General features: G+C 48.9%; 24 protein-coding genes and 4 tRNA genes. 16 read left to right on the top strand and 12 right to left on the bottom strand.

The window, feature by feature from the left end:
* Positions 1 to 128 precede the first annotated feature (128 nt).
* The 6 genes from HER31_RS00555 (at position 129) to HER31_RS00530 (ending at position 4,605) form a co-directional block, all read left to right on the top strand.
* The gene (locus HER31_RS00555; protein ID WP_168658784.1) at positions 129 to 1,271 is read left to right on the top strand and encodes a C15 family peptidase; all 1,143 of its coding nucleotides are present in this window, start codon (positions 129 to 131) and stop codon (positions 1,269 to 1,271) included.
* 125 nt (positions 1,272 to 1,396) lie between these two features.
* Positions 1,397 to 1,879 (top strand): SprT family zinc-dependent metalloprotease, encoded by a 483-nt coding sequence (locus tag HER31_RS00550; protein ID WP_168658783.1) that lies wholly within the window; start codon positions 1,397 to 1,399, stop codon positions 1,877 to 1,879.
* A 24-nt stretch (positions 1,880 to 1,903) separates the two neighbouring features.
* Positions 1,904 to 2,590 (top strand): endonuclease, encoded by a 687-nt coding sequence (locus tag HER31_RS00545; protein WP_168658782.1) that lies wholly within the window; start codon positions 1,904 to 1,906, stop codon positions 2,588 to 2,590.
* Positions 2,591 to 2,615: 25 nt separating this feature from the next.
* Positions 2,616 to 3,347 carry a 16S rRNA (uracil(1498)-N(3))-methyltransferase gene (gene rsmE / locus HER31_RS00540; RefSeq protein ID WP_168658781.1) on the top strand — a complete coding sequence of 244 codons (732 nt, stop codon included), beginning with the start codon at positions 2,616 to 2,618 and terminating at the stop codon, positions 3,345 to 3,347.
* Positions 3,348 to 3,355: 8 nt separating this feature from the next.
* On the top strand, positions 3,356 to 4,300 hold the full coding sequence (gene gshB, locus HER31_RS00535) for a glutathione synthase (RefSeq protein WP_168658780.1): 945 nt from the start codon (positions 3,356 to 3,358) through the stop codon (positions 4,298 to 4,300).
* Entirely contained in the window at positions 4,297 to 4,605 is a 309-nt protein-coding gene (locus HER31_RS00530) for a hypothetical protein (protein WP_168658779.1), read from the top strand. Before gshB ends, HER31_RS00530 begins: the two co-directional genes overlap by 4 nt.
* Here the strand turns inward: HER31_RS00530 and HER31_RS00525 are convergent.
* A complete protein-coding gene (locus HER31_RS00525) occupies positions 4,592 to 7,060 on the bottom strand; it encodes a putative bifunctional diguanylate cyclase/phosphodiesterase (RefSeq protein ID WP_168658778.1) in 2,469 nt (822 codons plus the stop codon). The two genes, HER31_RS00530 and HER31_RS00525, sit on opposite strands and share 14 nt — an antisense overlap.
* Positions 7,061 to 7,316: 256 nt before the next feature.
* Between HER31_RS00525 and HER31_RS00520 the strand changes: the two genes are divergently transcribed.
* The 7 genes from HER31_RS00520 to HER31_RS00490 all read left to right on the top strand — a co-directional run bounded on the left by HER31_RS00520 (position 7,317) and on the right by HER31_RS00490 (position 11,317).
* The gene (locus HER31_RS00520) at positions 7,317 to 8,348 is read left to right on the top strand and encodes a methyltransferase (protein ID WP_168658777.1); all 1,032 of its coding nucleotides are present in this window, start codon (positions 7,317 to 7,319) and stop codon (positions 8,346 to 8,348) included.
* Positions 8,349 to 8,414: 66 nt separating this feature from the next.
* Positions 8,415 to 8,501 (top strand) — tRNA-Leu (locus tag HER31_RS00515).
* Positions 8,502 to 8,533: 32 nt separating this feature from the next.
* Positions 8,534 to 8,620 (top strand) — tRNA-Leu (locus HER31_RS00510).
* Between the two features lie 23 nt (positions 8,621 to 8,643).
* A tRNA-Leu gene (locus HER31_RS00505) sits at positions 8,644 to 8,730 on the top strand.
* A gap of 5 nt (positions 8,731 to 8,735) precedes the next feature.
* Positions 8,736 to 8,822: transfer RNA gene (locus tag HER31_RS00500), tRNA-Leu, on the top strand.
* 120 nt (positions 8,823 to 8,942) lie between these two features.
* Positions 8,943 to 10,592: a DUF342 domain-containing protein gene (locus tag HER31_RS00495; protein ID WP_168658776.1), complete on the top strand. Its 1,650-nt coding sequence runs from the start codon at positions 8,943 to 8,945 to the stop codon at positions 10,590 to 10,592.
* 113 nt (positions 10,593 to 10,705) lie between these two features.
* Positions 10,706 to 11,317, top strand: coding sequence for a superinfection exclusion B family protein (locus tag HER31_RS00490; protein ID WP_168658775.1), 612 nt, complete (start codon positions 10,706 to 10,708; stop codon positions 11,315 to 11,317).
* Between the two features lie 383 nt (positions 11,318 to 11,700).
* Here HER31_RS00490 and HER31_RS00485 read toward each other — a convergent pair whose 3' ends face one another.
* A complete protein-coding gene (locus HER31_RS00485; protein ID WP_168658774.1) occupies positions 11,701 to 12,459 on the bottom strand; it encodes a TetR/AcrR family transcriptional regulator in 759 nt (252 codons plus the stop codon).
* 474 nt (positions 12,460 to 12,933) lie between these two features.
* On the opposite strand from HER31_RS00485, the gene HER31_RS00480 reads away from it, so the two are divergent.
* Complete coding sequence (locus tag HER31_RS00480) at positions 12,934 to 13,071, top strand: hypothetical protein (protein ID WP_168658773.1); 138 nt, start codon at positions 12,934 to 12,936, stop codon at positions 13,069 to 13,071.
* 262 nt (positions 13,072 to 13,333) lie between these two features.
* Here the strand turns inward: HER31_RS00480 and trmB are convergent, their stop codons facing one another.
* The 10 genes from trmB to pilV all read right to left on the bottom strand — a co-directional run bounded on the left by trmB (position 13,334) and on the right by pilV (position 23,924).
* The gene (gene trmB, locus HER31_RS00475; RefSeq protein ID WP_168658772.1) at positions 13,334 to 14,005 is read right to left on the bottom strand and encodes a tRNA (guanine(46)-N(7))-methyltransferase TrmB; all 672 of its coding nucleotides are present in this window, start codon (positions 14,003 to 14,005) and stop codon (positions 13,334 to 13,336) included.
* The gene (locus HER31_RS00470; protein ID WP_168658771.1) at positions 14,005 to 14,775 is read right to left on the bottom strand and encodes an ABC transporter permease; all 771 of its coding nucleotides are present in this window, start codon (positions 14,773 to 14,775) and stop codon (positions 14,005 to 14,007) included. Before HER31_RS00470 ends, trmB begins: the two co-directional genes overlap by 1 nt.
* Positions 14,772 to 15,707, bottom strand: coding sequence for an ABC transporter ATP-binding protein (locus HER31_RS00465; protein WP_168658770.1), 936 nt, complete (start codon positions 15,705 to 15,707; stop codon positions 14,772 to 14,774). The genes HER31_RS00470 and HER31_RS00465 overlap by 4 nt, the downstream gene beginning before the upstream one ends.
* 114 nt (positions 15,708 to 15,821) lie before the next feature.
* The gene (locus HER31_RS00460) at positions 15,822 to 16,160 is read right to left on the bottom strand and encodes a P-II family nitrogen regulator (RefSeq protein ID WP_168658769.1); all 339 of its coding nucleotides are present in this window, start codon (positions 16,158 to 16,160) and stop codon (positions 15,822 to 15,824) included.
* Between the two features lie 9 nt (positions 16,161 to 16,169).
* Positions 16,170 to 17,789 (bottom strand): NAD+ synthase, encoded by a 1,620-nt coding sequence (locus HER31_RS00455; RefSeq protein WP_168658768.1) that lies wholly within the window; start codon positions 17,787 to 17,789, stop codon positions 16,170 to 16,172.
* A 107-nt stretch (positions 17,790 to 17,896) separates the two neighbouring features.
* The gene (locus HER31_RS00450; RefSeq protein ID WP_168658767.1) at positions 17,897 to 18,298 is read right to left on the bottom strand and encodes a type IV pilin protein; all 402 of its coding nucleotides are present in this window, start codon (positions 18,296 to 18,298) and stop codon (positions 17,897 to 17,899) included.
* A 2-nt stretch (positions 18,299 to 18,300) separates the two neighbouring features.
* Positions 18,301 to 21,885 (bottom strand): pilus assembly protein, encoded by a 3,585-nt coding sequence (locus tag HER31_RS00445; RefSeq protein ID WP_168658766.1) that lies wholly within the window; start codon positions 21,883 to 21,885, stop codon positions 18,301 to 18,303.
* Between the two features lies 1 nt (position 21,886).
* A complete protein-coding gene (locus tag HER31_RS00440) occupies positions 21,887 to 22,309 on the bottom strand; it encodes a pilus assembly protein PilX (protein ID WP_168658765.1) in 423 nt (140 codons plus the stop codon).
* Positions 22,306 to 23,313 (bottom strand): PilW family protein, encoded by a 1,008-nt coding sequence (locus tag HER31_RS00435; RefSeq protein WP_168663043.1) that lies wholly within the window; start codon positions 23,311 to 23,313, stop codon positions 22,306 to 22,308. Before HER31_RS00435 ends, HER31_RS00440 begins: the two co-directional genes overlap by 4 nt.
* A complete protein-coding gene (pilV, locus tag HER31_RS00430) occupies positions 23,310 to 23,924 on the bottom strand; it encodes a type IV pilus modification protein PilV (RefSeq protein WP_168658764.1) in 615 nt (204 codons plus the stop codon). The genes HER31_RS00435 and pilV overlap by 4 nt, the downstream gene beginning before the upstream one ends.
* A 349-nt stretch (positions 23,925 to 24,273) precedes the next feature.
* Between pilV and HER31_RS00425 the strand changes: the two genes are divergently transcribed.
* On the top strand, positions 24,274 to 24,780 hold the full coding sequence (locus tag HER31_RS00425) for a GspH/FimT family pseudopilin (RefSeq protein ID WP_168663041.1): 507 nt from the start codon (positions 24,274 to 24,276) through the stop codon (positions 24,778 to 24,780).
* A gap of 66 nt (positions 24,781 to 24,846) precedes the next feature.
* Entirely contained in the window at positions 24,847 to 25,407 is a 561-nt protein-coding gene (locus HER31_RS00420; RefSeq protein WP_168658763.1) for a GspH/FimT family pseudopilin, read from the top strand.
* Positions 25,408 to 25,459: the final 52 nt, after the last annotated feature.

Raw genomic sequence — 25,459 nt, 5'->3', positions numbered from 1 at the left:
TTGCAAAATAAACCCGCCTTGTGCGGGTTTTTTTATAATTTTTATTTATTCAACAACTACTTGGCTTTGCCCATTAACACTTAACAAGGTAAGTTAACTGCAATATTTCGCTAAAGGAGTAGCGTTTCATGACAGCTAAAGCCTTATTTGCCTTATCACTGTTAACCAGTACCGCATTCGCTGCACCGATGAATATCGAAGAGCAACGATACACCAACGCCGTCACCGAACTAGCCGATGTTACCGGCCGTTATCAACCACAGATCGAGCAGTTGCTCGGCCGTTATCGCGCCGACAGCAACGAATTGACCGTCACTCATAAAGTGGCTGAAGATGGTAAGAACCTATGGCAACGTGCGGTTAACGACGTCCGTAGTGGCCATTTTGATGATCGCTCGCTCTACTGGGATCGTTTAGCCGCACGTATTGCTTTGAAACAACAACAGCCGAGTTTCAATATGGTGCAATGGCAGCGAGATATTCTGCTAACCAGTTTTGAAAAAGCTTCCCGTGGTTTCAGTGATGTAAAGTTTGATCCCAACAGCCACGTTCGCATCCTATTGACTGGCTTTGACCCGTTCCAACTGGATAAAAATATCGGCCAGTCGAACCCTTCAGGTGTCGCGGCACTGGCGCTCGATGGCATGACCTTCCAGCTCGGCTCAAAGCAGGTACAGATTGAAACGGTGATGATCCCAGTGCGCTTTCAGGATTTCGATGATGGCCTGATTGAGTCGCTGCTTACCCCCTATTACCGCGATAGTAGCGTCGACATGATCCTAACCGTATCGATGGGTCGTGATAATTTCGATCTCGAGCACTTCCCAGGTCGTAACCGTTCGGCCGCCGCGACCGATAACCTGCAGATCTTAACCGGAGCCAGCCAAACACAGCCGTTACCACCACACCTTAACGGCAAGGTATTGCATGGCCCCGAATTTGTTGAGTTCAGCTTGCCATACCAGGTGATGCAACAAGCCCCAGGACCGTACGTCATTAACGATAATCGCAACGTCGTTACCACCAACGGTAAGGTCAATGCCACCTCGCTATCACGACTCGACGACAGTGTGTCGGTACAAGGCTCCGGTGGTGGCTATCTCTCCAATGAGATCAGCTACCGCGCAGTACTTTTGGGGCAACTGATGGGAAGCAACATTCCAGTCGGTCATATCCATACACCACGTATTGCCGGCTATGATGAAGCCGCAATCAAGGCCATCGTCAGTCAACTTGAAGGGATGATCGCCGCAGGGGCAGCAACGCTATAGCCAAATAAAATCAATAAACTAGGTCGACCTTCTGCGGTCGACCTAGTGCTTCTTAAGCGTTCAACTCAAGACCTCAAGGTAAACAGCGTAGTCGCACTTCATTAAGCGCGGTATAATTCGCGTCAATGACTGCCTCTATCCAACAACGACTTTGCGCTCAAGTAGAACACTGCTATCAACAAGCGGAAGCCCAGCTCAAACAACAATTTCCCCGTCCTGAGATTAGCTTTGCCATGCGCGGCCAAGCCGCTGGGGCAGCTTACCTGCAGATAAACAAGTTACGATTCAATCTGGTTCTGGCCAAGCAGAATCCAACTGAGTTTATTAATCAGGTGGTTGCCCACGAAGTGGCACACCTGTTGGTGTGGCAACTACACGGTAAAGTTAAACCCCACGGCCGCGAATGGCAGCGAGTAATGCTTGGGGTATTTGGACTCGAACCAGCGGTACGTCATCAGTTTGATGTATCAGCAGTTAAGCCGCAAACCTTTCGTTACCGTTGCAATTGCCAAGAGCATCAACTTACTATTCGCCGCCACAACAAAGTGGTGCGTGGTCAGGCACAATATCAGTGCCGTTTATGTCGCAGCCCTTTGCAATTGTCTTAATTTATTCAGTAAGTTGTTCCCTATATGCCTGTTGTCGTTGTTTTGTTGGCAAGCTTGCTCAGCGTTTCCGCTGTGGCAGCACCAAGCTCATTTCGCTCCGCGAAGAAAACCCTTTCCACGATGTACCAAGCAGAATTGCCGTTAAAATCGGTCTACTGCGGTTGCGATTTCGAAGCTCAAGGCAAGAAATTGGTACCGCAGTTAGCTGACTGTGGTTATCAAATTCGTAAGCAACAAACCCGTGCGACTCGGATCGAGTGGGAGCACGTAATGCCGGCATGGCAATTCGGCCATCAGCTTCAATGCTGGCAGCAGGGTGGCCGTAAGAACTGTCGTAAAGACAAACGCTTCAAAGCGATGGAGGCGGATATGCATAACCTTTACCCTGCCATTGGCGAGGTTAATGGTGACCGCTCTAACTACGCTTTCAGCGACTGGAATGGTCGACCAACCCAGTACGGTCGATGCGAAATGGTAGTCGACTTTAAAGCCAGAAAAGTACAGCCGCCACAGCGTGCGCGCGGCCAGATAGCCCGAAGCTACCTATACATGGCCGAACACTACCGTATCAACCTGTCAAAATCGCAGCAAAGGCTCTATTCAAGCTGGCATACTATGTATCCAGCAACTGAAAGTGAATGTAAGCGACACCGATTGGTTAGCTCAAAGCAGGGTTGGTCAAACCCTTACATTGCTCAACAATGCACATGATTTGGCGTTTATTTAGGTAATCAGCATGCGGATCCCAAGAATTTATCAAACTGGCTCTATTCAAGTAGGGCAAGCGTTATCACTGGATGAAGATGGCGCCAACCACGTTGGTCGAGTGCTGCGGATGCAACCGGAGCAGCAGTTGATGCTGTTTAATGGCAACGGTGATCAATACCTTGCAACCATCACCGCCAGCGGCAAAAAGTCAGTCGAGGTAATGATCGACGAACTGCAGCAGCAACACAGCGAGTCACCACTGGATCTCGAATTGGGCCAAGTGATCTCCCGTGGCGACAAAATGGAGTTCACTATCCAAAAATCAGTTGAACTCGGCGTGAACACCATCACCCCGCTGTGGTCTGAACGCTGTGGTGTCAAGCTAAGCGGCGATCGCCTCGAGAAAAAACTGCAACAGTGGCAAAAGATTGCCATTGCAGCTTGTGAACAAAGCGGTCGCAATGTAGTGCCGCGAGTTCGCCCAGTAATGAAGTTAGAAGAGTGGCTACAAGAGCCTTACGATGGGTTAAAGTTGAACTTGCATCCACGGGCACAATACAGCATCAATACGCTACCAACTCCGGTTGAGCAGGTGCGATTACTGATTGGTCCTGAAGGTGGCTTATCTGCCACAGAGATTGCCACCGCCAGTGAGCAGCGTTTTACCGATATATTATTAGGCCCGCGAGTGTTGCGTACTGAAACTGCAGCCTTAACCGCCATTACCGCGTTACAGGTTCGCTTCGGCGACTTAGGTTAGGAGAACCCATGATCAAACTCGGCATAGTAATGGACCCAATTTCGTCCATTAACATTAACAAAGACACTAGCTTTGCGTTTCTGCTTGAAGCACAAGCCCGTGGCTACGAGCTGTATTATATGGAGATGGCTGATCTCTACCTAGAGCAGGGAGAACCGCTTGCGCGCATGCGTTCACTCTCGGTACAGCGCAATGCCGATGACTTCTATCAGCTTGGGGAGGCCCGTGAAGCGAAACTGGCCGAGCTCGATGTGATCCTGATGCGCAAGGATCCACCATTTGATACCGAGTTTATCTACGCCACCTACATGCTAGAACGTGCTGAAGAGCAAGGCACCCTGATCGTCAACAAGCCGCAGAGCCTACGTGACTGTAACGAGAAGCTATTCACTGCCTGGTTTGCCGAACATACCCCCACCACCTTGGTGACTCGTCGCGCAGATAAGATCCGCGAGTTTCATGCCGAGCATGGCAATATCATTATCAAACCACTTGATGGCATGGGCGGGGCATCCATATTCAAGGTCGGGCCTGAGGGCGATAACCTCGGCGTTATCATCGAAACCTTAACGGCACTAGGTAGTACTTACACCATGGTGCAGAAGTTTATTCCTGAGATTAAACAGGGTGACAAGCGCATCTTAGTGGTGGATGGTGAGCCGGTTCCATACTGTCTGGCTCGTATCCCACAAGGGAAAGAGACTCGCGGCAACCTAGCTGCCGGTGGCCGTGGCGAAGCTCGTCCGCTGTCTGACAGCGACTGGGCCATCGCTCGCGCTGTGGCTCCAGAGCTTAAAAAACGTGGGCTGATCTTTGTTGGCTTGGATGTGATTGGCGACCGCCTTACCGAAATCAACGTCACTAGCCCAACTTGTGTACAGGAGATCGATAACGCCTTTGGTACCAATGTCAGTGCGATGCTGATGGATTCGATCGAGCGTCGGTTAAAGTGATTAAGCCAATCATCACATTGGGATTACTCCTGATTGGGCCGCTTGCAGCGGCCCAAGATTGTGTTGAAGCCTCTTGGCGTAAAGAGGCTTGCCCAAATCTGGTTTACCGCGCGACACCGCAAGAACCGCTCAAGAAGATGGTGTGTATCTGCACCTCAGATTTCGACTATCTCAACAACTATCGCAATGTTAATAGCTTCGCTGCACAAAACCTATTGAGCAAAGAGCTGCAACGACTTGGCTCTATCCACCAGCTTGAGCCAACAACGCTGCGAAAATTGCTTGGCTTGCCTATTTCTCACTAGGTGAACGTCTTCCCGATAAACTCTCTGAATCGCTCCAATTAAGCTCTGGGCCAAGCTTAACCATTGAGCTTACTAATTGATGTTCATCCATCGGCGCTGCAAACAGATAGCCTTGGGCATAGTCACAATTTATTCGCTTTAAAAACTGACGTTGATCATGGTTCTCGACTCCTTCCGCCACTACCGAGCGATTAAGGGTATGAGCGAGATCGATAACATTGGTAACAATATTGCGGTCAACATCGGAGTTGTCTAAATCGGAGACAAAGCCTTGGTCGACCTTAAGCAGATCAAAGGGCAATTGTTTCAGGTAGGTCAAGCTGGAATAGCCGGTCCCAAAATCGTCAATGGCGATCTGGATCCCCATATCTTTAAGTTGATGCATCACTTGCATCGCCACATCCAAACTTTTAATCAATACCTCCTCTGTCAACTCGAGCACTAACCGGTTAGGTCGCAGTTGATGCCGTTGTAACTGCGCTCTAATGTGTTCCACTAACCCAGACTGAAGGTACTGACACGGCGACAGATTAAGCGATAAGTAAAACTCATCGTTGGCTAACTTAGTCGACAATCGAGCCAGCAATTCACAAGCTTGTTCAATTACATAAAAACCAACCTTGCGACCAGAGACGGAGTCATCAATCTCCTTCATAAAGGTGCCTGGCATGATCAACCCTCGCACTGGGTGGTGCCAGCGGCACAAGCCCTCAAACCCAACCACACGGTCTTGCTGTAACGAGATTATCGGCTGCAGCGCCAAACTCAATTGCTGCTGATCTATCGCTAACTCAACATCTTTAGTGAGCTGCAGCCGTCGAGAAGCGCTTTGTTGCATCTGTTCATTAAACACTCGGTAGTTACTGCGTCCGGCCTGCTTGGCTTGATACATGGCCAGATCGGCCCGTTTGATCAACTCATCTGAGTGCATCATCGGGTTATCACAGAAAGCCACACCGATACTGGTGCTAATGAGCAGGGTTTGATTGCCCAGTTGCAGCGGCTGCTGCAAGCTGGCAAATATTTGATGAATAATACGGTGGATGTCGGGCTCAGACTCCAAACCACGAACAATAACGGTAAACTCATCGCCTCCTAGGCGACAAACAGTATCCATAGAGCGAACGCTCTTTTGTAGACGATTGGCTACCGCCTTAAGTAGTTCATCGCCAATATCGTGACCGAGGGTATCGTTTACTCGCTTAAAGTCGTCCAGATCCAAAAACAGCAGTGAGATCTGATCGTCGGTTCGACCAATACTACTGAGCGCCTTAGAGAGTTCGTGCTGAAACATGGCCCGATTGGGCAACCCGGTTAACGAGTCGATCATCGCCATTCGTTGCAACTCTTCGGTATAGCGCTCTAAATCGCCCTCTAAACGCTCCAATTGCCCAGCCACGTCAAGCGTCGCATTCTCCAAAGAAATCAGCTCATCGCCCCAACGCTGATCAGAGCGACCTAAGCGACGGCGAAGATCATCAAAGCGACTCTGCCCCAACAGCGGTAATACCTTGCTTAAGCGACGAATACGAGCCAAAGGCAACCAAAACAACGCCAATCCCAGCACACTCGCCAGAACCCCAGCTATCAGCAGAATAGAGACTAGATCGCGAATAAATGAGCGTTCGCCCTCGGCCAAGCTGCCGATATCTTTAAACAACAGTAGTTGTTCACCCTCATTCGTTAATTCCCAGCCAGTAAAAGACCAACTTTTGTTGTGAAAGCGCAATCGCTGCGGTTCTAACAGAATTTTTTGCAACGGCAAACGTTGGCTCACTTCTGCTAACACATGAATATTACTTGAGCGATTTGACAAGCTAAGCACATTACGGCCCCACGCCCCTTTCCTTGGCTCACTAGCACCACCAAGCACAGCCAACTGGACCTGATGAAACTCCACCAAGGGGGCTATCACGGCTTCAAAACTAGTGGTGTACAAAATGAAACTGGGTTTGCCGTCAATCACAATCGGCACCAATAAACCGACGTAACAAGCCTGTTCACAATGGATATAACTGCTTGGGGTGCCGATAGCTCGCTGAGCGCTGGTCCAAACCGGTTGGAAGTTCAGATTAATGCCTGCGATTAACAGCGGTTGTAACTCAGCGTCGAGCAGCTGTAATCCATATAAGCCGCCAAATAACTCAAAATCGCTCCAGTTTTCATCGAGCTCGGAGCGCAAATGTTGCAGCTGCAATAGGCCCTTTTTGTCACTCAGACGGAAAAGGATCTCTCGATTCAGCTCGATCAGACGGTTGTGCTCCGCTCGAAGTCGGTGCTGATAATCGCGGTAGAGGCTATCGTGTTTTTGGCTAATCACCTCTTCAAGCTGTTGGTTAAAGCGGTTCATCGCCATTACGCCTATTACTACGCCTATTAGCATCAACATCGCGACAAACGACAGAATGAACTTCCAGCGCAGGCTAATTATGAATTGCTTAGGGGCGTTCGTCATTGCGAGTGACTCACAACAACGTACCAGCAGCTACAACCGCAACGCTTAAATAGATATTGCTGCGGCTGCCTATTGGGCAATGCCATTACGTCGATTAACATATTGCTGTACAAGGAATTGCTCCCAACGCACACCATCCTTGTCCATCCCATTATTGCGTCATATCCCAGTGATAAATATTCGTAAAAACAGAGTGTAGGCTAGGAACCCTAATTGAGCGTATAATTGCCACCAAACCAGCCGTTACAACGATATTATGAAGCTCTCCAATCCCAGCCGTTTAGTTGAAAAGAACCTTGAAGAATTTGACGGCAAGCACCTGCTAATACTCAATGCAGATGGCGACAACTTGTTGCCCCTGCTGGTCGAACGCTGTGCCTCAGTGACGGTTTTGGCTCAAGATCTCACCCACTACCAACTGCTGCTAAACAACAACGTTGGCGCCACCGTGCTTTTTGGCTGTCATCCCAATCAGTTACCTCGTAACAACTTCGATGCCGCTCTGATCCGCTTGCCAAAAGCCAAGGAGCAACTCGCCTTACTAACCGCATTGGCCAGCAGTGTCGTCAGCGCCGGTGAGAATCTGTTTTGGGTTGGAGAGAATAAAGGTGGGATCCGTACCGCCGCTAAGGTAGTCAAACCTTGGAGCCAATTTGCACTGAAGCTGGCTTCCGGTGCCCACTGCCAATTACTGCGTGGGGTTAACTTTGAACAGCAACCGTGGCAACCAGAGCGCTGGTGGCGGCACCATAATGTCGCAACTCCTGATGGTGACCTGTCACTGGCCTCACTACCAGGGGTGTTTGGTCACGGTAGTTTGGACCAAGGCACCGCCTTACTGTTAAAGAATTTACCACTGTTACCGCAGGGTCGAGTACTCGATTTTGGTTGTGGGGACGGCATCATCGGTACCTTTTTGGCCAAACGTAATCCAAAGATCGATCTACATATGGTCGACATCAATGCTATGGCAATTGAAGCAGCTAAAGTGTCATTGCAAGATCATCAGCTTATGGGTGACGTATACCCATCAAACGGCTTGGACCAAGTGGAAGGCAAGTTTGACCTTATCGTCTCTAACCCACCATTTCACAGTGGTCTGGATCAATCGTTCAATGTGGCTAAGAAGTTTATCCGCGATGCGGCAGCGATGTTGAATCCCGGTGGCCAGTTGATCATCGTCGCCAACCACCACTTGCCCTATGGGGACGATCTAAATCACGTTTTTGGTCGCGTAAATATCGTAGATCAGGACAGCAAGTTCAAAATCTATGCAGATGCGAGATAAAACAGCTTTCGTGGTTGACCGAATCGGCAATCTCTCTATAATGCGCCCCCGTACCAACGATGATTCGCAGATGTGGCGGAATTGGTAGACGCGCTAGCTTCAGGTGCTAGTGTTCGAAAGGACGTGGGAGTTCAAGTCTCCCCATCTGCACCAAATCATCGTAAGGTTGTATTGTTGTTAGTGCCGCAGATGTGGCGGAATTGGTAGACGCGCTAGCTTCAGGTGCTAGTGTTCGAAAGGACGTGGGAGTTCAAGTCTCCCCATCTGCACCAACAACACTCAATCAGGTCAATATGCTCAGGTGGCGGAATTGGTAGACGCGCTAGCTTCAGGTGCTAGTGTCCGTTAGGACGTGAGAGTTCAAGTCTCTCTCTGAGCACCACATTTGCAGATGTGGCGGAATTGGTAGACGCGCTAGCTTCAGGTGCTAGTGTTCGAAAGGACGTGGGAGTTCAAGTCTCCCCATCTGCACCAGATTTAAACCCCTTGGTTCTTATGAGCCAAGGGGTTTTCTGTTTCTGTGATTAATTCGCTTGAACTTCCCTACTAGAATGAAACATCATTACTCAAAGTGGTAATGGAAGTTCTAACCGGATGTTGAATACACAAGCGTTACTATGGGAACCGGCATCCCGTCAGGTCAGCATCAGTCTCGATCCCCAATTGCACCAACAACTCAACGTCGATGATATTGAAAAGCTACTCAAAAAAAGTCGCTTCCGAGAGTTCGAACCACACCATGACCTATGGGAAAAAACCTTAACTGAACTCAAGCTTGAAAACTGCGATGCACCGATCCCTCTGCGGGTAGCAACCCAAGTCGATGGCAGCTGGCAGCTTCAAGTTGAACCAGATCTGATGGCCCTCGTCGCCACTATCACCCTCCCCCGCGGTGGCAAGCCCGCCACATTGGAGCAATTGCTTCCGTTAATTAAGGCGCAAAAGGTACAACACGGCCTCAGCCGCAGAGCCATCAAAGGCTTGTTAGAGTGTAATAGCAGCGCCCAACCAGGTAGCAAACATCAAGCAACCATTGCCCAAGGCAAGCCACCTTCAAAAGGCAAAGATGGTTACCTAGAACGTTTGGTTGCACTTCCTAGTGAGCGCAAGCTCACGCCACAAAAAAAGGATGAGCAACGGGTTGATATGCGTAATCTAGGCAGCCCGAAGATGGTTGGTCGTGGTGACTTACTGATGCGTCGTCACCCGCCGCAACCAGGCAAGAATGGTTACGATCTTTACGGTACCGTGTTACCGGCCGAACGTGGTCAAGTCGCGGCCTTTATCGCCGGTGACGGCGCCGAAATCAGCCCTAATGACCCGCACCTGATTATTGCCGCTCGCACTGGCCTACCGATGGAAATTAATAACGGTATCGCAGTAGAAGAGCTGCTTTCCGTCAACGAAGTAACCGTACGCACCGGCAACCTTAATTTCATCGGTGCGATAGAAATCAAAGGTAATGTCGAGGAAGGCATGCTGGTCGAAGCCACTGGTAGCATACACATTGGCGGCTCGGTAGAGGGAGCCATCATTAAAGCTGGTGGTGACATCTTAGTAAATCAAGGTGTCATTGGTCGTCAACGCGAGGACGGTACGCTAGCAGCGCAGCTACAGGCCGGCGGTAATATTCAGGCACAGTACGCTCAATACACCGACATCAATGCAATTGGTGACATAAGTGTTGAACTTCACTGTCAGCATTGCCTATTGCAGTCGGAGCAGAATATCTTTATCGGCGACCCACAGCGAGGTCAAGGCGGTTTGATTGGCGGCAAAGCCACCGCAAGACGACAACTCTACTGCGTTGAACTTGGTGCCAAAGCTGGCGCCGAAACTCGGGTGACCATTGGTCGTGACTACCACGATCTTAAACGCCAGATAGAACAACTACACCACGTCCCTTCAGAGATATCCAAAGAGATCATTACCCTGCAGCTGCACAAGAAAAAGCTACTCACCGAGGGTACTGGGCAAGCGGAAATTACTGCCATCGATTCGCTGGTCGCCGATCACCAATCTCAACTCAACGAAAACCAACAACAACTGGAACAGCTGGAAACCACGTTGGCGGATTTCTACCAGCACGTAAATGTACAGGTACTGAAAAAACTGCACCCACGGGTTGCCTTTGAGATAGGCAAAGAGCGCTTTACCTCAATCGAAGAAGCTGGGCCAAGCAAGGTGGCTGTTGACCAAGGTACCTTGATCATTGAATCATTCGCAGTACCGAAATGGCGCTAACCTATTGTACCAAGCTGGCAAAACTGTTGCTCTCATTGCCTGCCCCCATAAACTCCAAATATTGGCATTGAGATTGCTTATTTTTTGACAGTGCCAATATTGTGACGAATAAAATGAATAACTTTTGGGAATACCTCAGCCGTATTGATTGGGGCAGCATAAGTAGTCGGTTGGCGATGTGGTTGCTCACCGCTAGTTTGGCGTTACTGACCTTGCCAATTCCAACACTGCAATCGCTCTACCTCCAACAGTGGGTACAACAGCACGGTTTCGGCATTGGTCTAACCGTGGTGCTGTCTGCTTGCTTTCTCGGAGCCCAGTGGTTGCAGTGGGTACTATATAAAGCAACCTATAAGCGTCGTCAGCTAGAACAAACTCAGTTGATGGAACAAAAAATCTCACTGCTTGATGGACAGGAGCGGGCGATTCTGCGGGAATTTTTCTTGCAAGGGACCAGTGTAATTAAGATGCCATGCAAACATCCTGCGGTAAGTGAACTACTCAGAGTGGGGATCCTAGAGCAAGCTGAAGATATTCAGCACTATGCAATCGAAGGTCCGGTTGGATTACTGCGGTTAAACCCCGATGCGAAAAAGCGCTTAAACCGCCAAGCCTTGCGCCTTCCGGAAGCCAATATGAGCGACGAACAACGTAAACAGTTGCAGGCGGCCAGACCAGAATTTATCAGCACACTTAATAACAGCAACCGTCGTCACGCAGCTTAACTCAAACTGGGCAACGGCTCAGCGTTGCACCGACACTACTGTCATCGCAAATGATTAGGCTGTGTCGTAGTTAGCTGTTGAAGTTTATCTTAAGCCTTCGGCTTCACCGATTTCGGTGCTTTTGCGGGGAGGATGTTGCGGTGGCGACGGCACATTCTTGTATGCATTAGGGGGGGAAGCTTCGCCCCCTTTGGAATCCCCCTTGCCTTACGGCAGAAGGTCAACGGCGGTAGTGCTTAACCCCTTGTATCGGCGCTCGCCTAGCTGGTGCTTTAACTGTATTAGAAACAACAACGCTTAATTGGTACACAGCCAATGATTAGCCCCAGAGGCTAGAATCAAAAAAGGCTGCAATCGCAGCCTTTTTCATATCATCCAATCAATTACAGTGCGTTTACTAGCTCACGTTCCCGCTCGCACTCCGCCAATTGGTGTTCAACTTCAGCCATTACTCTCTCATAAGAGTCTGCTCGTAATGGCGCATTCCAATTCAGTGAGTTGATGTAGATAGCGCACGCATCAAAAATCTGACGGCTATCAAGCGGCTTAACCGCATTACTCATTAACTCGTTACCGAGGATCCCACAAGCTCCGCGCTCAACATAGGTCAACATGCTGTGCACCAAAGAAACCTGTTCATCCGTAGCAGAAAGTTCACCTTGAATACGAGCGCCCTCAACCACACGAAGAATCGCGTGATAGAACTGATCTAAGTACATTTTCAGTTCCTGAACTCGGTATTCAGTAGCTCGGTCAAGTACTTTGGGAGCACCACCTAAACCATTAATACCGATAGTCCAGCTGCTACGTTGGCTAGCGAGCACCGACAGAAGATGCATCGCTACCCAGCGCTCAGCGAAGCTGAGATCGCAGCTCATCAAATGTGGCTGACGTTCAACAAGATGCTCAATATGATGCGCAAAAATAGCGATCAAAAGGTCTTCTTTACTAGAGAAGTGTTTATACAAGGTACCGGCACTACACCCTGCTAATGGGGCCAATTCTGAGAAGCGAAATGACACCAACCCCTGCTCTTTCAACAGTTTTTCAGCCAAACGAACTAGTACCTGATCTCGTTGACGAAACCGCGCTTGATTAGGCGAGCCCCAGCTCATTGAAGAGTTGGTTTCCATGGTTGTCATTTTAAACTCCTAGAACGTTACTTCTTGATTAGCGCACACTGTAGTCAGCATTCTGGGTAACAACTGTGCTTTATGCCTAACTTTTAAAACGAAAGGGACAAAATGTCATATAAAGTGCCCTAACTTCATCCAAAAATCGCCCCAAACATGTTCTTTAGAGAACAAAGACGCCAATTCAAACCTATAATGATAACGTAATGTCACATTATATACCTAAAGAGCAAAAGTGAGACAATGTGACCAACCAGAAACACCGTATCCAAACCGCGCATTCAACAAGGAAGTTGGGATTTTGCACCGCACCTTGCACTGCACTTCCTGATTAACAATTTGATTAACAACAAATTTAATAATGCGCCGAGTTCTCTGCTGTGACGCCACAGTCGCAACTTTAAGCTATAAATACTCAAATTGGTCGATATTCACTCAATTCAATGCTATTTAAAGAAAAGGTTTAGCTGTTAGACAGGCAAGATGATGGAACAGAACAATCAGCAAGAACAATCGACGGAGTCGGTACAGGAAAGCAACAATTCATGGCGCGACGGCGCAGTGGGTCACCAATTGGTTGATCTACTCGAGCAAAGCCGCGAACTGCCTGAACAAGAGTAACAAGCACACAGAGCCCAGAATTGCAGTTCTGGGCTGGTTTTCAAACTGGTTGTGGCTTAACGGATGGCCCAGACCAACAACGCTTGGCTCGACAATACTATGGTTGCCCCCGCGCAAACCATTAACCATTTCAGCTGACTTCTCGACATAATCGCAATCTCTGATGATCTTAATAGCGAGATACAAGCCAATATCATGCCAACAACAAAGCTATTGATATATAAGAACTTTTTGTTAAATTGGATATATTGAACGGCCAAAGCTACTGCTTTATGGTTAAATCCGCCACAAGTCGATACAACGGTTGTCCAGATTGCCCATACTTACGCTCAAATGGCGTCAATGGCTGATCGTTCGGCATTGGGGTAAATTCACCATCATGCCCGGCCAGTTGTAGCGCCCGCTGAAATTCACTCAAGTAGATTTGCCAATTCGAGCGTAGCTCCAGTTGCCCGCCCAATGCCAATAATGACGGAAACAGCGGTCCGCCGTGCCAGCGTCGCTGCAGATGGGACGACTTTGGCCATGGGTTAGGGTACAACAGGTAATGATGACTTGGCTGCCAGTTGTCCTCGGCCATCATGCGCCATAGATCATTGAGATTGGCACGGACTACCCGATAGTTATCTACACCACTATGGTAATGCTCATGTTTATCCACCCGCGCAGCAGACTTGTCCATTCCTAACACAATCGCGTCAGGGTGACGCTTCGCCAAGTTAGCGGTGGATTCACCGACCCCACAACAAGAGTCCAACACCAAAGGGCGTCCATCTTGTTCTTTCCACTGCTTTAGTTGCTCAAACAGCTCGATGCTGTGAGCAGCATACGGGGCGCGAAATTGATGCTGTAGGTGCCGCTGTACCGTTGCATCGAGGTTTTCATGTAGCCCTTGTTGATTAGACTCAATCGCCCGAGAATTGCCGTTATTCATTAGCTACGTAGCCCTATGCCTTTGTCGATCAAGCGGTAAGCAACCGCAGTTAACACCACAATAAATGTCGCCATTAGACCCAATGACATGGCAACGCTGACATCGCTGACACCTAAAAAGCCATAGCGGAAGGCGTTGATGGTGTATACCACTGGATTCAGTTGCGATACCCCCTGCCAAAAGTCTGGTAGCAGCGAGATTGAATAGAACACACCACCAAGGTAAGTCAACGGCGTTAATACGAACGTTGGGATAATGCTAATGTCGTCAAAGCTTCGAGCAAAGATCGCATTGATCAGGCCGCCGAGAGCGAACATGGTTGAAGTCATCAGTACCGTTATCAGCAACATGGCAAAGCTGTGCACCTGAATATCAACAAACATCATCGCGACGCAGGTAACGATAACACCGACGCACAAACCTCGAGTCACGCCACCAGCAACATAGCCTAGGATGATCAATATATTAGGTACCGGCGCCACCATCAGCTCTTCAATATTGCGTTGGAATTTGGCGCTGTAGAAGGAGCTAGCAACGTTAGCGTAAGAGTTAGTTATCACCGCCATCATGATTAGGCCTGGCATAATAAATTCCATGTAGCTGAAGCCGCCCATCTGGCCGATTCGAGAACCGATCAGGTTACCGAAGATCAAAAAATACAGGGTCATGGTGATCGCTGGTGGCACCAAGGTTTGCACCCAAATCCGAGTAAAGCGATTGATCTCTTTACGTACTAAGCTGGTTAGGGCGATCCAATAAGGGTGGCTCATGCTTTATCCTCGCGACCGTTCTCAACCAAGTTAACAAACAACTCTTCCAAGCGATTAGCTTTATTTCTCATCGACAACACTTCAATCCCCTGCTCACTTAACTGAGCAAACACGGCGTTAAGGCTAGCGGTTTTAGGGACATCAACCTCTAAGGTATGATCATCCAGTTGACGACTATCAAACCCTTGTAGCTGCGCTTTAGGGGCATCAACAGGGGTGTCTAAAACAAAGGTTTCGACATCCAGTTTGGCCAGCAACGATTTCATGCTGGTGCATTCCACCAATAGACCTTTGTCGATAATGCCAATGTTACGGCACAGCATCTCAGCTTCTTCAAGGTAATGGGTGGTTAGAATAATGGTGACGCCATCTTCATTTATTTGTTTAAGAAACTCCCACATGGAGCGACGGATCTCAATATCCACTCCTGCGGTAGGCTCATCTAAAATCAGCAGTTTAGGACGGTGCATTAGCGCACGAGCAATCATCAGGCGACGTTTCATGCCACCGGACAATTCGCGCGCGCGCGCATCGCGCTTTTGCCACAAATCCAGTTGAGTTAGATAGGTCTTAGCGCGAACCGCCGCTTCAGCTCGTGGCACACCGTAGTAACCGGCTTGGTTAACCACAATCTGTAACACGGTTTCAAACTGGTTAAAGTTGAACTCTTGCGGAACGAGGCCAATACAGCGCTTAGCGTCATTAAGTTGCCGGTCGATATCATGGCCAAAAACCTGCACGCTGCCACTGCTTTTGTTGACCAACGCACTGATCACCCCAATGGTGGTCGACTTACCGGCGCCGTTAGGGCCAAGTAATGCAAAGAAATCTCCCTGCTCAACGGTTAAATCGATACCGCGGAGGGCTTCAACACCACCGTCGTAGGTTTTGCGCACAGCAGACAACGCCAATGCACTTGGGGAGTTACTCATGGTGTTTCCTCTTTCGTCTTAGCGCGACTAACACTAGCCAAGACCATAAAAATGAGTGGCTGGACAAACAACAAAGGCGCCAATCGGCGCCTTTGTATATGCAGCCGATCTGGATCAAATGGCGTCGTCGTTCTCTTCGCCGGTGCGGATCCGAATTACCCGTTCAATCTCAGTGACAAAGATTTTACCATCACCAATCTTGCCCGTCCGCGCGGTGTCAACGATGGCCTCAATTGCTTGATCCAGCATATCATCGCTGATCACGACTTCAATCTTCACCTTAGGAAGGAAGTCGACCATGTATTCAGCGCCGCGATAAAGCTCGGTATGGCCTTTCTGACGGCCAAAACCTTTCACCTCTTGCACCGTCATACCAGAGATACCGATCTCGCCAAGGGCTTCACGTACGTCATCTAACTTAAATGGTTTAATTACCGCTTCGAGCTTTTTCATCGTTGTCCTTTACCAGTTTGCTTTGCCAAAGCCTGAGGTGATCGGATAGCGACGATCTTTACCAAAGGCTCTAGGGGTCACCCGCGGTCCTACCGCGGCCTGACGCCGTTTGTATTCATTCAGATCGACCAAGCGGATCACCCGGCGCACATCCGCTTCGTTATGCCCTGCAGAAACAATATCGGCAACACTCTGATCTTGTTCAACATAACGTTCTAACATATCGTCCAGTACATCATAAGGAGGCAAGCTGTCTTGATCCACCTGATCTGGTGCTAATTCCGCCGATGGCGGTCTAGTAATTACTCGCTCTGGGATCACTGGAGACAGGCTGTTACGGTAACGAGACAGGCTATAAACCAACTGTTTAGGCAGATCCTTAATCACCGCAAAGCCGCCACACATATCGCCATAGAGGGTACAGTAGCCCACCGCCAACTCACTTTTGTTACCGGTAGTTAGCAGGATTTTCCCAGTCTTATTCGATAGCGCCATTAGCAAAACCCCACGGGTGCGTGCTTGGAGATTTTCTTCGGTGGTATCACGCTCAGCACCAGCAAACAGCGGCTTAAGCTGACCCATAAAGGCATCAAACATTGGTTCGATGGAAACGCTGTCGTAAGCCACTCCCATCGCTTCAGCCTGCGCCGCGGCATCGGTTTGGCTGATGTCTGAGGTGTATTTAAACGGCATCATTACCGCTTGAACCTTATCAGCACCAATGGCATCTGCCGCAATAGCCAAGGTTAAAGCGGAATCAATACCGCCAGACAGTCCAAGTACCGCGCCGTTAAAACGGTTTTTATTGATGTAATCACGAACCGCCAGCACTAACGCATTATAGATCTGCGCGGCCGCTGCCGGTGGTGTTACTCGCTCGCCCGGCTGTGGCTCACCATCAACAAACTGCACCAGCGCCAAAGTGGACTCAAATTGAGCCAACTCTTGGGTGATCCGGCCATGGCTATCAACCACCATTGAGTGACCATCAAAAATCAACTCATCTTGGCCACCGAGTAAATTAAGATAGACCACCGGCAACTCTGCTTCGGCACTGCAGGCTTCGAGTACGTTGAGTCGCTCATTCAGCTTGGTCATGTCAAACGGCGACGCGTTGATGGTTAGCAGGATCTCGGCGCCTTGCTCACGTAGTTGCGCCACCGGCTCTGGATGCCAAATATCTTCACAGATCAACAACCCTAACCGATGGCCCGCAAATTCGACCACACAGCTACTATCGCCACTGGCAAAGTATCGCTGTTCATCAAAAACGCGGTAGTTAGGCAGCTTTTGCTTGTGAGTAAGCGCAAGGCATTGGTTGTTATGAAACAGGCTGGCGCTGTTAAACAACTCGCCCTCTTCCATATGCGGATGACCAACCACTACACCGATGTTAGGGTTGTGCTGCTGTATCACCTCAAGCTGAACCCGACAGCGATCCATCAGATCTGGACGCAGTAATAGGTCTTCCGGCGGATAGCCGGTTAATGCCAACTCAGGAAACAGGATCAGATCTGCTCCACGTTGTGCAGCAGCATCAATGTCTAGACAGATGGCACTGGCGTTACCTTCGATGTCTCCGACTATATAATTTCTTTGCGCTAAGGCGATATTCAACGACTTACTCATACCCTACCAAGCTATCCATTAATCAGCTCGGCAAGTGTAAGGCAAAGTGTCTGGGGAATATAGAGGCGAAGCTTTTTGCCGCGGGTATTGGCTCGACATTCGAACCATTACCAACAGGCCGGCGGCGTTTTAGAACCGGTCATAGTAAGCACTAACGTCGGACAATCTGAATCAAGGGTAGATTGCGCTCCTTGTGCCGTCGCGGTAAGGGTATACCCCGCTGCTGAGGTTACCGCTATGGTGTAACGGCCACTGTCGGTTTCGATGGCGTCCCCGTTAGCGGAGCTGGTGACTAGACCTAAATTCTCCAAATTCATGCTAAATCGGCGTTGGTCGAGGTAATACTGCTCCTGTAGATTGGCAATCTGCTGCAACTGGCTATGTGCCTCGGCTCGATAACTCCGCCCAACATAGGACTGATATGACGGGTAAGCGATGCTGGAGAGGATCCCCAAGATCACCACGACAATCATCATCTCAATTAAGGTAATTCCGAGCTGCTTATGCATCGTTATTGCGCCCCATATTGATAGTAAACACGACTCGGCGTGAGCATCAGCCCTGTTTGCGTAGTGTCGGTATCGTTGACCAGATCAGGCGCGATAAGTCTTAATTCAGGGCTCCAGTCGGAACCAACACTTTCAGGAGCTGGCGCCACAACTAATTGCGGCGAGTCGGGCAAGCTGTCTCCTAATGAGGTGGTGACAACATGCAGCCCTTGCTGCAAGCCCAATCCATACAACTGCCCACCGCCACTGGATAAACAGGTAGCGCTGTCCACTTCTCCGGGGGTAAAGGTAGTGAAATAGGCTATCCCAGCGATGGCAACCGGTTGTGCCAGCGCCTTCTCTCGTTCAACCAGCGGCAGATACCAACCTTTAGCTTCGCTCAAATCCAAATACTCCTGCTCACTGGCTCCATCGGTAGTAAAGGGATCGCCGGCTACGCTGTATAGGTTGGCAACCTTAATGGGCTCAGGCAAACCATCAGATGGCCAATTTTGGCTGACAATATTGAGATCTTTTAACGCGAATAGGTAGTTATCGGTACCCGTTGCATTGGGATGAGCACGATTGCCGGAGCCAGCCAATACCGCGTCATAGGGGATCTCTTTGGATACCGTCACCGAAGTTGATCCACTACCACTCCCAGAGATTGATACGGTTTCGCGCATCTCCGCTGAGGTTTGGGCCACGCTTACCCCAGCAAAAAAGCGTCGGTCGCTAACCACTGTATCGCCCCCAAGTTCAGCAAACTTATAAGCACTCCATTGGCTGCTGTCAGTACCGACCAAATCGATACGCCAGATATTACCGCCAGTATCGGTAGCATAAAGCCGATCGGTAACACCATCGGCATCGCTGTCCATTACGGTCACGGTAGCCGGGATTGAATCGGTTATTGCCACATTGGTGGTATCGTCACCGGTACCGTCGGCAATGAATCGATGCACCAGTGCTCCGGTTTCCGCGTCGACAATAAAGATCCCACGGCCCATGGTATCGGTACTGCCAACACTGATGGCGTCTTTACGCTCATCGTAGCCAGCACCGAAGATCAATACCGGCTTACCGGCATCATCCCCAGCCCGTGGAATGGTAGTTATTACCGGTTCTGACCAAGACTGACCGAGTTCAGTAAAGTCATTATCGGTATGATCCAGACGCCACATCATCTTAGGTGCATCAGGATTGGTGATGTCCATGGCGTAATAACCACGCCCGCCGCGTCGAAGACCGAAGTACAACCAGACCTTATCGCCGCTGCCAATGGTGGCATTGTTATCACTTTGCAGCACGTAAGCGGTCGGCGAACCATCGATGCCGTAGACCGTATGCCCACCGGTTTGCTCGTTTTGTCGCAGTTCATCTAGGGTTGGCAACATATCTGGGAGATAAAAAGCCCAGCTCTCTTCAACTGAGGTGCCCTTATCTTTAAACATGTGTAGATAGCCATGATTGGAGCCCATGATAACGCGAGTACCATAGCCGCTGCCGTAATCAATAGCTAACGGCTTGGAGTGTAACGGGTCACCAATCAGGGCACTGCGAGCATCGCTGCTACTGCCGTCCTCATCTTCATCATCAACATCAAAACCTTCAAGCCAAGCGACATATTTACTCAGATCGGCCGCACTATCTACTTGGAGAGCCGAGCGCAGATTCTCGTCACTACCGACGCTGGCTTGAAGACTGGCAAGGGTAAGATTAACCAGCACACCAGTGCCTGTTGCTGGGATGGTTAAAATCTTACGACTGCTTGGCGTTATCGACTCCACCGCGCCACCAACCAAGACATCATTGCCATCGCCACCACCGCCGGCTGCCGCACAGGTTGCTTTACTGGTCCAGTAGGTACAGGTGTCATCAGCAATCTCACCATCAGCGTCAACCCCGGCTAAATCACCGCCAGTAGTTCCGGTACCGACAATGTTACCGTCGCTATCGAGTTTGAGCTTTTTTAAGTTACCGGACCAACGGGGACGATCACTGGGCAGGAACATGGAGTAGTAGACAGAATCCAGCGTCTGGGTTCGGTCAAAGTTACTGGCAGCAACCGAAGGAGAGGTAAATGCGGCATTTTTAGCCAAAATGGTACCGATAATCTCCTTGAAGGAACTCTGCAACGAGGTGGCGTCATTCGCTTCGTAGGCTTCAGTGTCAGCCCTTTCAGCGATCTCCTCACCGAAGCTGGACTCCACCGAGTCACTTGAAAAACCAAAGCCAACCGGATAAACCTTAACCGCTTGCCGCCCTTGAATCAGTGGCGCCATATCGACCTTCTTCGACATTCCTTCAGCTAACGCCGGAAAATAACTATTAATGGTAAAATTTTGCTCGTACCAATTCCCATTAGAATATTTAGTACGTTTTCCTGAATGGACGTATTTGGACGCAGTGGTGATGGAAAACGGTTCGCCATCTTCAGTATCGTAGTCTTCTCCGAGAATCTTATAATCGAAGTCATTATCTGATTCTGGGGCGCCATCAGACATAAATACCATGTAGGCTTCACTTTGACAGGTGTCGAAGGGGCTAATGTAGTCACCTGACGAGTTGATAACGCTACTATCATATTTCGGCGTTAAATCTTTGACTCTATTAGTTAATAAAGGCTTTCCGCCGCGAAAGTAACGATACATCTCAAAACCCGTTTCAGCATACGGCGTGCCCCCATTAGCAACCAAATCATCAATGGTTTGTTGCAGCACTAAACGTCGGTCTGAATCGGTTGGTTCAATGCCATGAATGACGCGCCCACCGTTATGGCTGCGGTTATAAATGGCTAAGCCAAAATCTACCCCTGGGGTAGAGTCAATGAGGCGGATAAGTACGTCTTTAGCTACCTCGATGCGCGTTGGGTTGCCTAGATTTTGGCTCTCATTGCGACTGTGGTACCACGCTAGGTAGTTCTCGGAGTAGATAGTAACAATTGGAGCCTCATCGATTCCGGTTGCTGCTATCGAATTGGCTGCCGCTTCTTGTCGCTCACTGGCACTGGCCGTCACTGCGATATTGTCATACGCCTGTGCGGTGTTTAACGGAAAGCCGGTGTTAGTAAAATTGGATGACGAGGCATTCACGGCATCGGCATCACTCAAGTCCTGATAACACTCAATAACGGTGTCTTTATTATCGGCGCTAAATTGTTCGGGAAAATCTTTCCACTGATTGTTGTTATCTGCGTAATCAAAGTATTGGAATTGGTCGGTGATGTAACCGGTGTATTCAAGCCGCGAATATCTCCAACTTAGTCCATGTTGCTGCTGAGCATAGTTACACCCGTTAGTGCTCGCCGCTAACACCCGCTTTTCGGTACTGGAAGAGGGGTCTGGCAAGTCGTCACCATCATTGCCAATAACGTAGAAAATTCGTTTGCCCGTTGAGTAGGTCTTGCTGGGGTCGAAAGGGAGCGAGGTATTTTCTAGCTTCCACGCCATTGATCCAGAGGTATCCATCACCAAGAGCACTTTCGGCCGAGAATTCGCTACCAAGGAACCGTTAGAGACATACAGTTCAGTGTCATCAGCACTACTGGCTTGCAAACCACAAAACAGGTACAGAGCAACACCGCTCCCTATGCTTAATCTTTTCATCCTAGTTCCCTAACGATTGCAAAACTGGCTGTTCAATCCCAGAGATGACAGACAGGCTACCTCGGTCATTTCGACCAAACACTGCTGTGCTGATTAACTCGCTTTGCCGACAGACAATCACCCCACTGGAAGTGGCATTGCGGCTCCTTCTGCATCCCGTCTCGGCCAAAAAGTTGACCTGATTCGGCCCAGTGTTAGTGCTCGGCGTTACCACAAAGGCGCTACTGCCACTGAGCTGCCGTTGCTGGTCAATAAACTCCTCTTGGATACCATTAACCTGCTGATTGGCCTCCTCTCTGGCCACCCCAGCAGCCGCCATCTGAACCGTTAAGCGACTACGGTCAGCCAATGAAACGGCAACTAGAGTTAACGTCAAAAGAAGCAAGATACTTGAAACTAAGGCGATGCCCGTTTGCTTGCTCATATACCGTTCCTTTGGTTAACAAAAATCGGATTACGCATCATCACGGTGATTGCTACCTTTTTCCTGCGGTGGCCGTCGTTGCTTATATTGTCCGGCCCACTTGGCATCGAATAGGTAACGGTGTCCGTTAGGTAATTACTGTCCTCTGACACGCTCATCACAATCATGTGAATACGGACCGCTACAATTCTAGCTATGCCCGCTTCATCCCAGATCTCGTCGCTAACATCAACAGTTGCCAAAAAGGTATCAGCCACGCTATCGCCGTCTTGATCGACACCAAACTCATATTCAATATCTTCAACCCCCTCAACCAGCGCCGTTGCCGATGCCATTCCGGCTGAGCTCAAGTCATGCATGTAGAGCGACGGGATCCCAGCGGTATTGTTCTTAACGTAATAGACCCGATGAATATAGCGATAGGCTTTGCTGGCACTAAAGGTCGGCATGGTGCCACTGCCAATATGAAATGCTCCTTCATTCGTATTCATTACAAAATAGGCTTCATCCATATCCCTAACCGCAGGATCCGCCAGTGCTGTGCCATCGAGTCGCTTTAGCTGTAAAACGTCGGTACCAACTAAAACACCGTTGGTTGCGCTCTCACAGCTGATCGCTTTTTGTGCGGATGTTTTATGGGATGCCCAAATAGTGCGGAAATGAAAATGCTGATTGGTCGAATGGGTTGAGGGGAAGCTAGCATTGTTGAGGCCGTCACCAACGCAATCAAGTGCGCTATTTAACGACGCTGATGTGGTCGAGACAGTCACCCCAGGCATCAAATCGGTGCCGGTTAAGTCGCCGAAAAAACCCACTTGGGCGATATCGTTTTGCAACATACGCAGTCCCATGCGGGCGCTCTCTTGTAACTGGCTATGCTGTCCGGTCGAGTGCACGCTGCTTGAAGACATGCTAAATACAACGTAGGTCGCACCTAAGATGAACAACCCCACAACCATAGAAACCATTAGCTCAGGTAAGGTTAAGCCTCTTTGCTTAATCATACGGTATCCATTATTACGCTGTTTAAGACAACCTGCCGCCGCTTAGTACCGCTGGCACCGCAGCTTTTGGCATTACTCGAGTTACCAACCCGATCTGCGGCATCGCTGCTGTCTACCAACCCCTGCCATGAGATAACAACCTCAACGTCGTTTCCGGATACGAAAATACAGCCGACTAACCCTGGCACCGCACCAATATTGACCCCTGCAATCGTGGCGTTCGTGCCTTTAAGGGTTTCATTCCATTGATATTGATCCCAAGCACGCAGCTGTTCTGGGGTGCATTCGTTGATACTACTGTCGAGCGGATTTTTAGTGCAGTGCTGACTGCTGTCAGGTTGAGCAACAAAGATACTGCCGTAGCCGCTGCCATTGTCGTAATTAGACAATACATAGTTGTCGCGCTGATTAGGGTTTAAGCGGATGCGGTCGAGCATGTCGGCTGCCATATAGGCGGCTTCTGCATAGTTGATAGAGGCATGGCTACTGCGTTTAGTATACAAATGCAGTTGGAATACGCCGAGCAAACCAATACTCAGTACGACACCTGCCACCATTACTTCGATCAGCGTAAAGCCTCGCTGATGAATATTACTATGTCTAACATCCATGTCAGAATCCCTATTTAAAATAGAAATAAAAAACCCAATATTACTTTGTACATCCTAAACAAGTTAGATTAAAAATGTAAGAAGATAGCTTTTCCCAATTTAATTCAATGTGTTAATTAGCAAATATAAAAATAGCACTAGCGACAGTAGAATTCATTAACAACACAATGGGTAAATTTGGTTGCCACAATGTTAAGTTAATGATAATTCAATCGCTCGGTAATAATAAGATTGGCAGAGACTAAAAATGTCAGCTTATAATCACTCAAGGTGAAACGTAAACCGAATCGATACTAGTTCAACAAATAGATTTCTATATGGTCGAAATTGTCAATTTCAGGAAGTACCAATGAAACACCAAGATGGCTTAACCTTATTAGAGCTACTGATTACACTAACAATAGCTGGGATTATGCTTAGTGTTGGAGTGCCATCGTTTACGCAATTGCTTCAATACCATCGAGTAGAAACCAGTATCGATAGTTTATATAAAGACTTAACCTACGCTCGTCAGCTTGCCGCTGCATACCAAAACTCGGTAACCGTCTGCCCTCTTGATAACAACAATAACTGCCATAATGACTGGAGCAACGGTTACACTATATTTGTTGATGCTGGTACAGCAAATCAGTTTAATTCTGCCAGTGACGAGCTACTACAAACACGAGCGGAATTTAATGAGGACGATTACCTTGATGCTGCCACACAGTATCGATTTAGTTCCGACGGTTTTGTTAGTAATAACACCACCATTCGTTATTGCGCCACCGCTAAAGACGGCAATCATAAAAAAGAGCTGACCATCTCTGTTACTGGCGTCATAGCCAAAGCGACCGCAACTAGTGACTGTACCTGAGCCAATAAAGGTCATAACAACGTTTACCAACAACACAGGAGTACACCACTAACTTAACGACAGCAAATGGATCGAATCAAACTCATCCAAGCATTATTGCTGACAACACTGATGATCTCACCAATGTATGTAAGCAAAGGATTCAACCTAATTGAAGTTGTTATAACTATGGCGGTAGTCACTATTTTACTGCTGGTGATGAGGCCTTCGTGGGTTTACTCAATGGCGTATTCTCGCGCCTCAGCAGAAATAAGTACTATCTATCAAGATCTTAAGTTCGGGCGTCATTTAGCAGTTAACAATCACAATACGGTAACCACCTGCCCATTGGATCAAGCCAACCAATGTCATAACGATTGGACGCAAGGCTACGCCGTCTTCATTGATGGGGCAACCAAGGGACAGTTCGATGATGATGACCAGTTACTGCTTGAACGCGGGCCCATTGACTCTAAAGATCTGATCCGCTCAAGCCGTAATCAGGTTCGTTTCACTCCTGACGGATTTACCGGCAATACTGGCTCAATTCGTTACTGTCCACTCAGTGCCGACCATCCGCTTCGCCGTCAGATCACCATTAGCGCTACTGGTGGCATTCGCTATAACAACAAACCCGGCAACTGTTAGCCATTAGAAAAGCAAAAAGCCAGTCATATGACTGGCTTGTTCGTTATGTCGG

The sequence above is a fragment of the Ferrimonas lipolytica genome (assembly GCF_012295575.1).
In the GTDB taxonomy this organism is placed as follows: domain Bacteria; phylum Pseudomonadota; class Gammaproteobacteria; order Enterobacterales; family Shewanellaceae; genus Ferrimonas; species Ferrimonas lipolytica.
The sequence above is the reverse complement of the archived record's forward strand: the minus strand, read 5'-3'. Positions and strand labels throughout refer to the sequence as shown.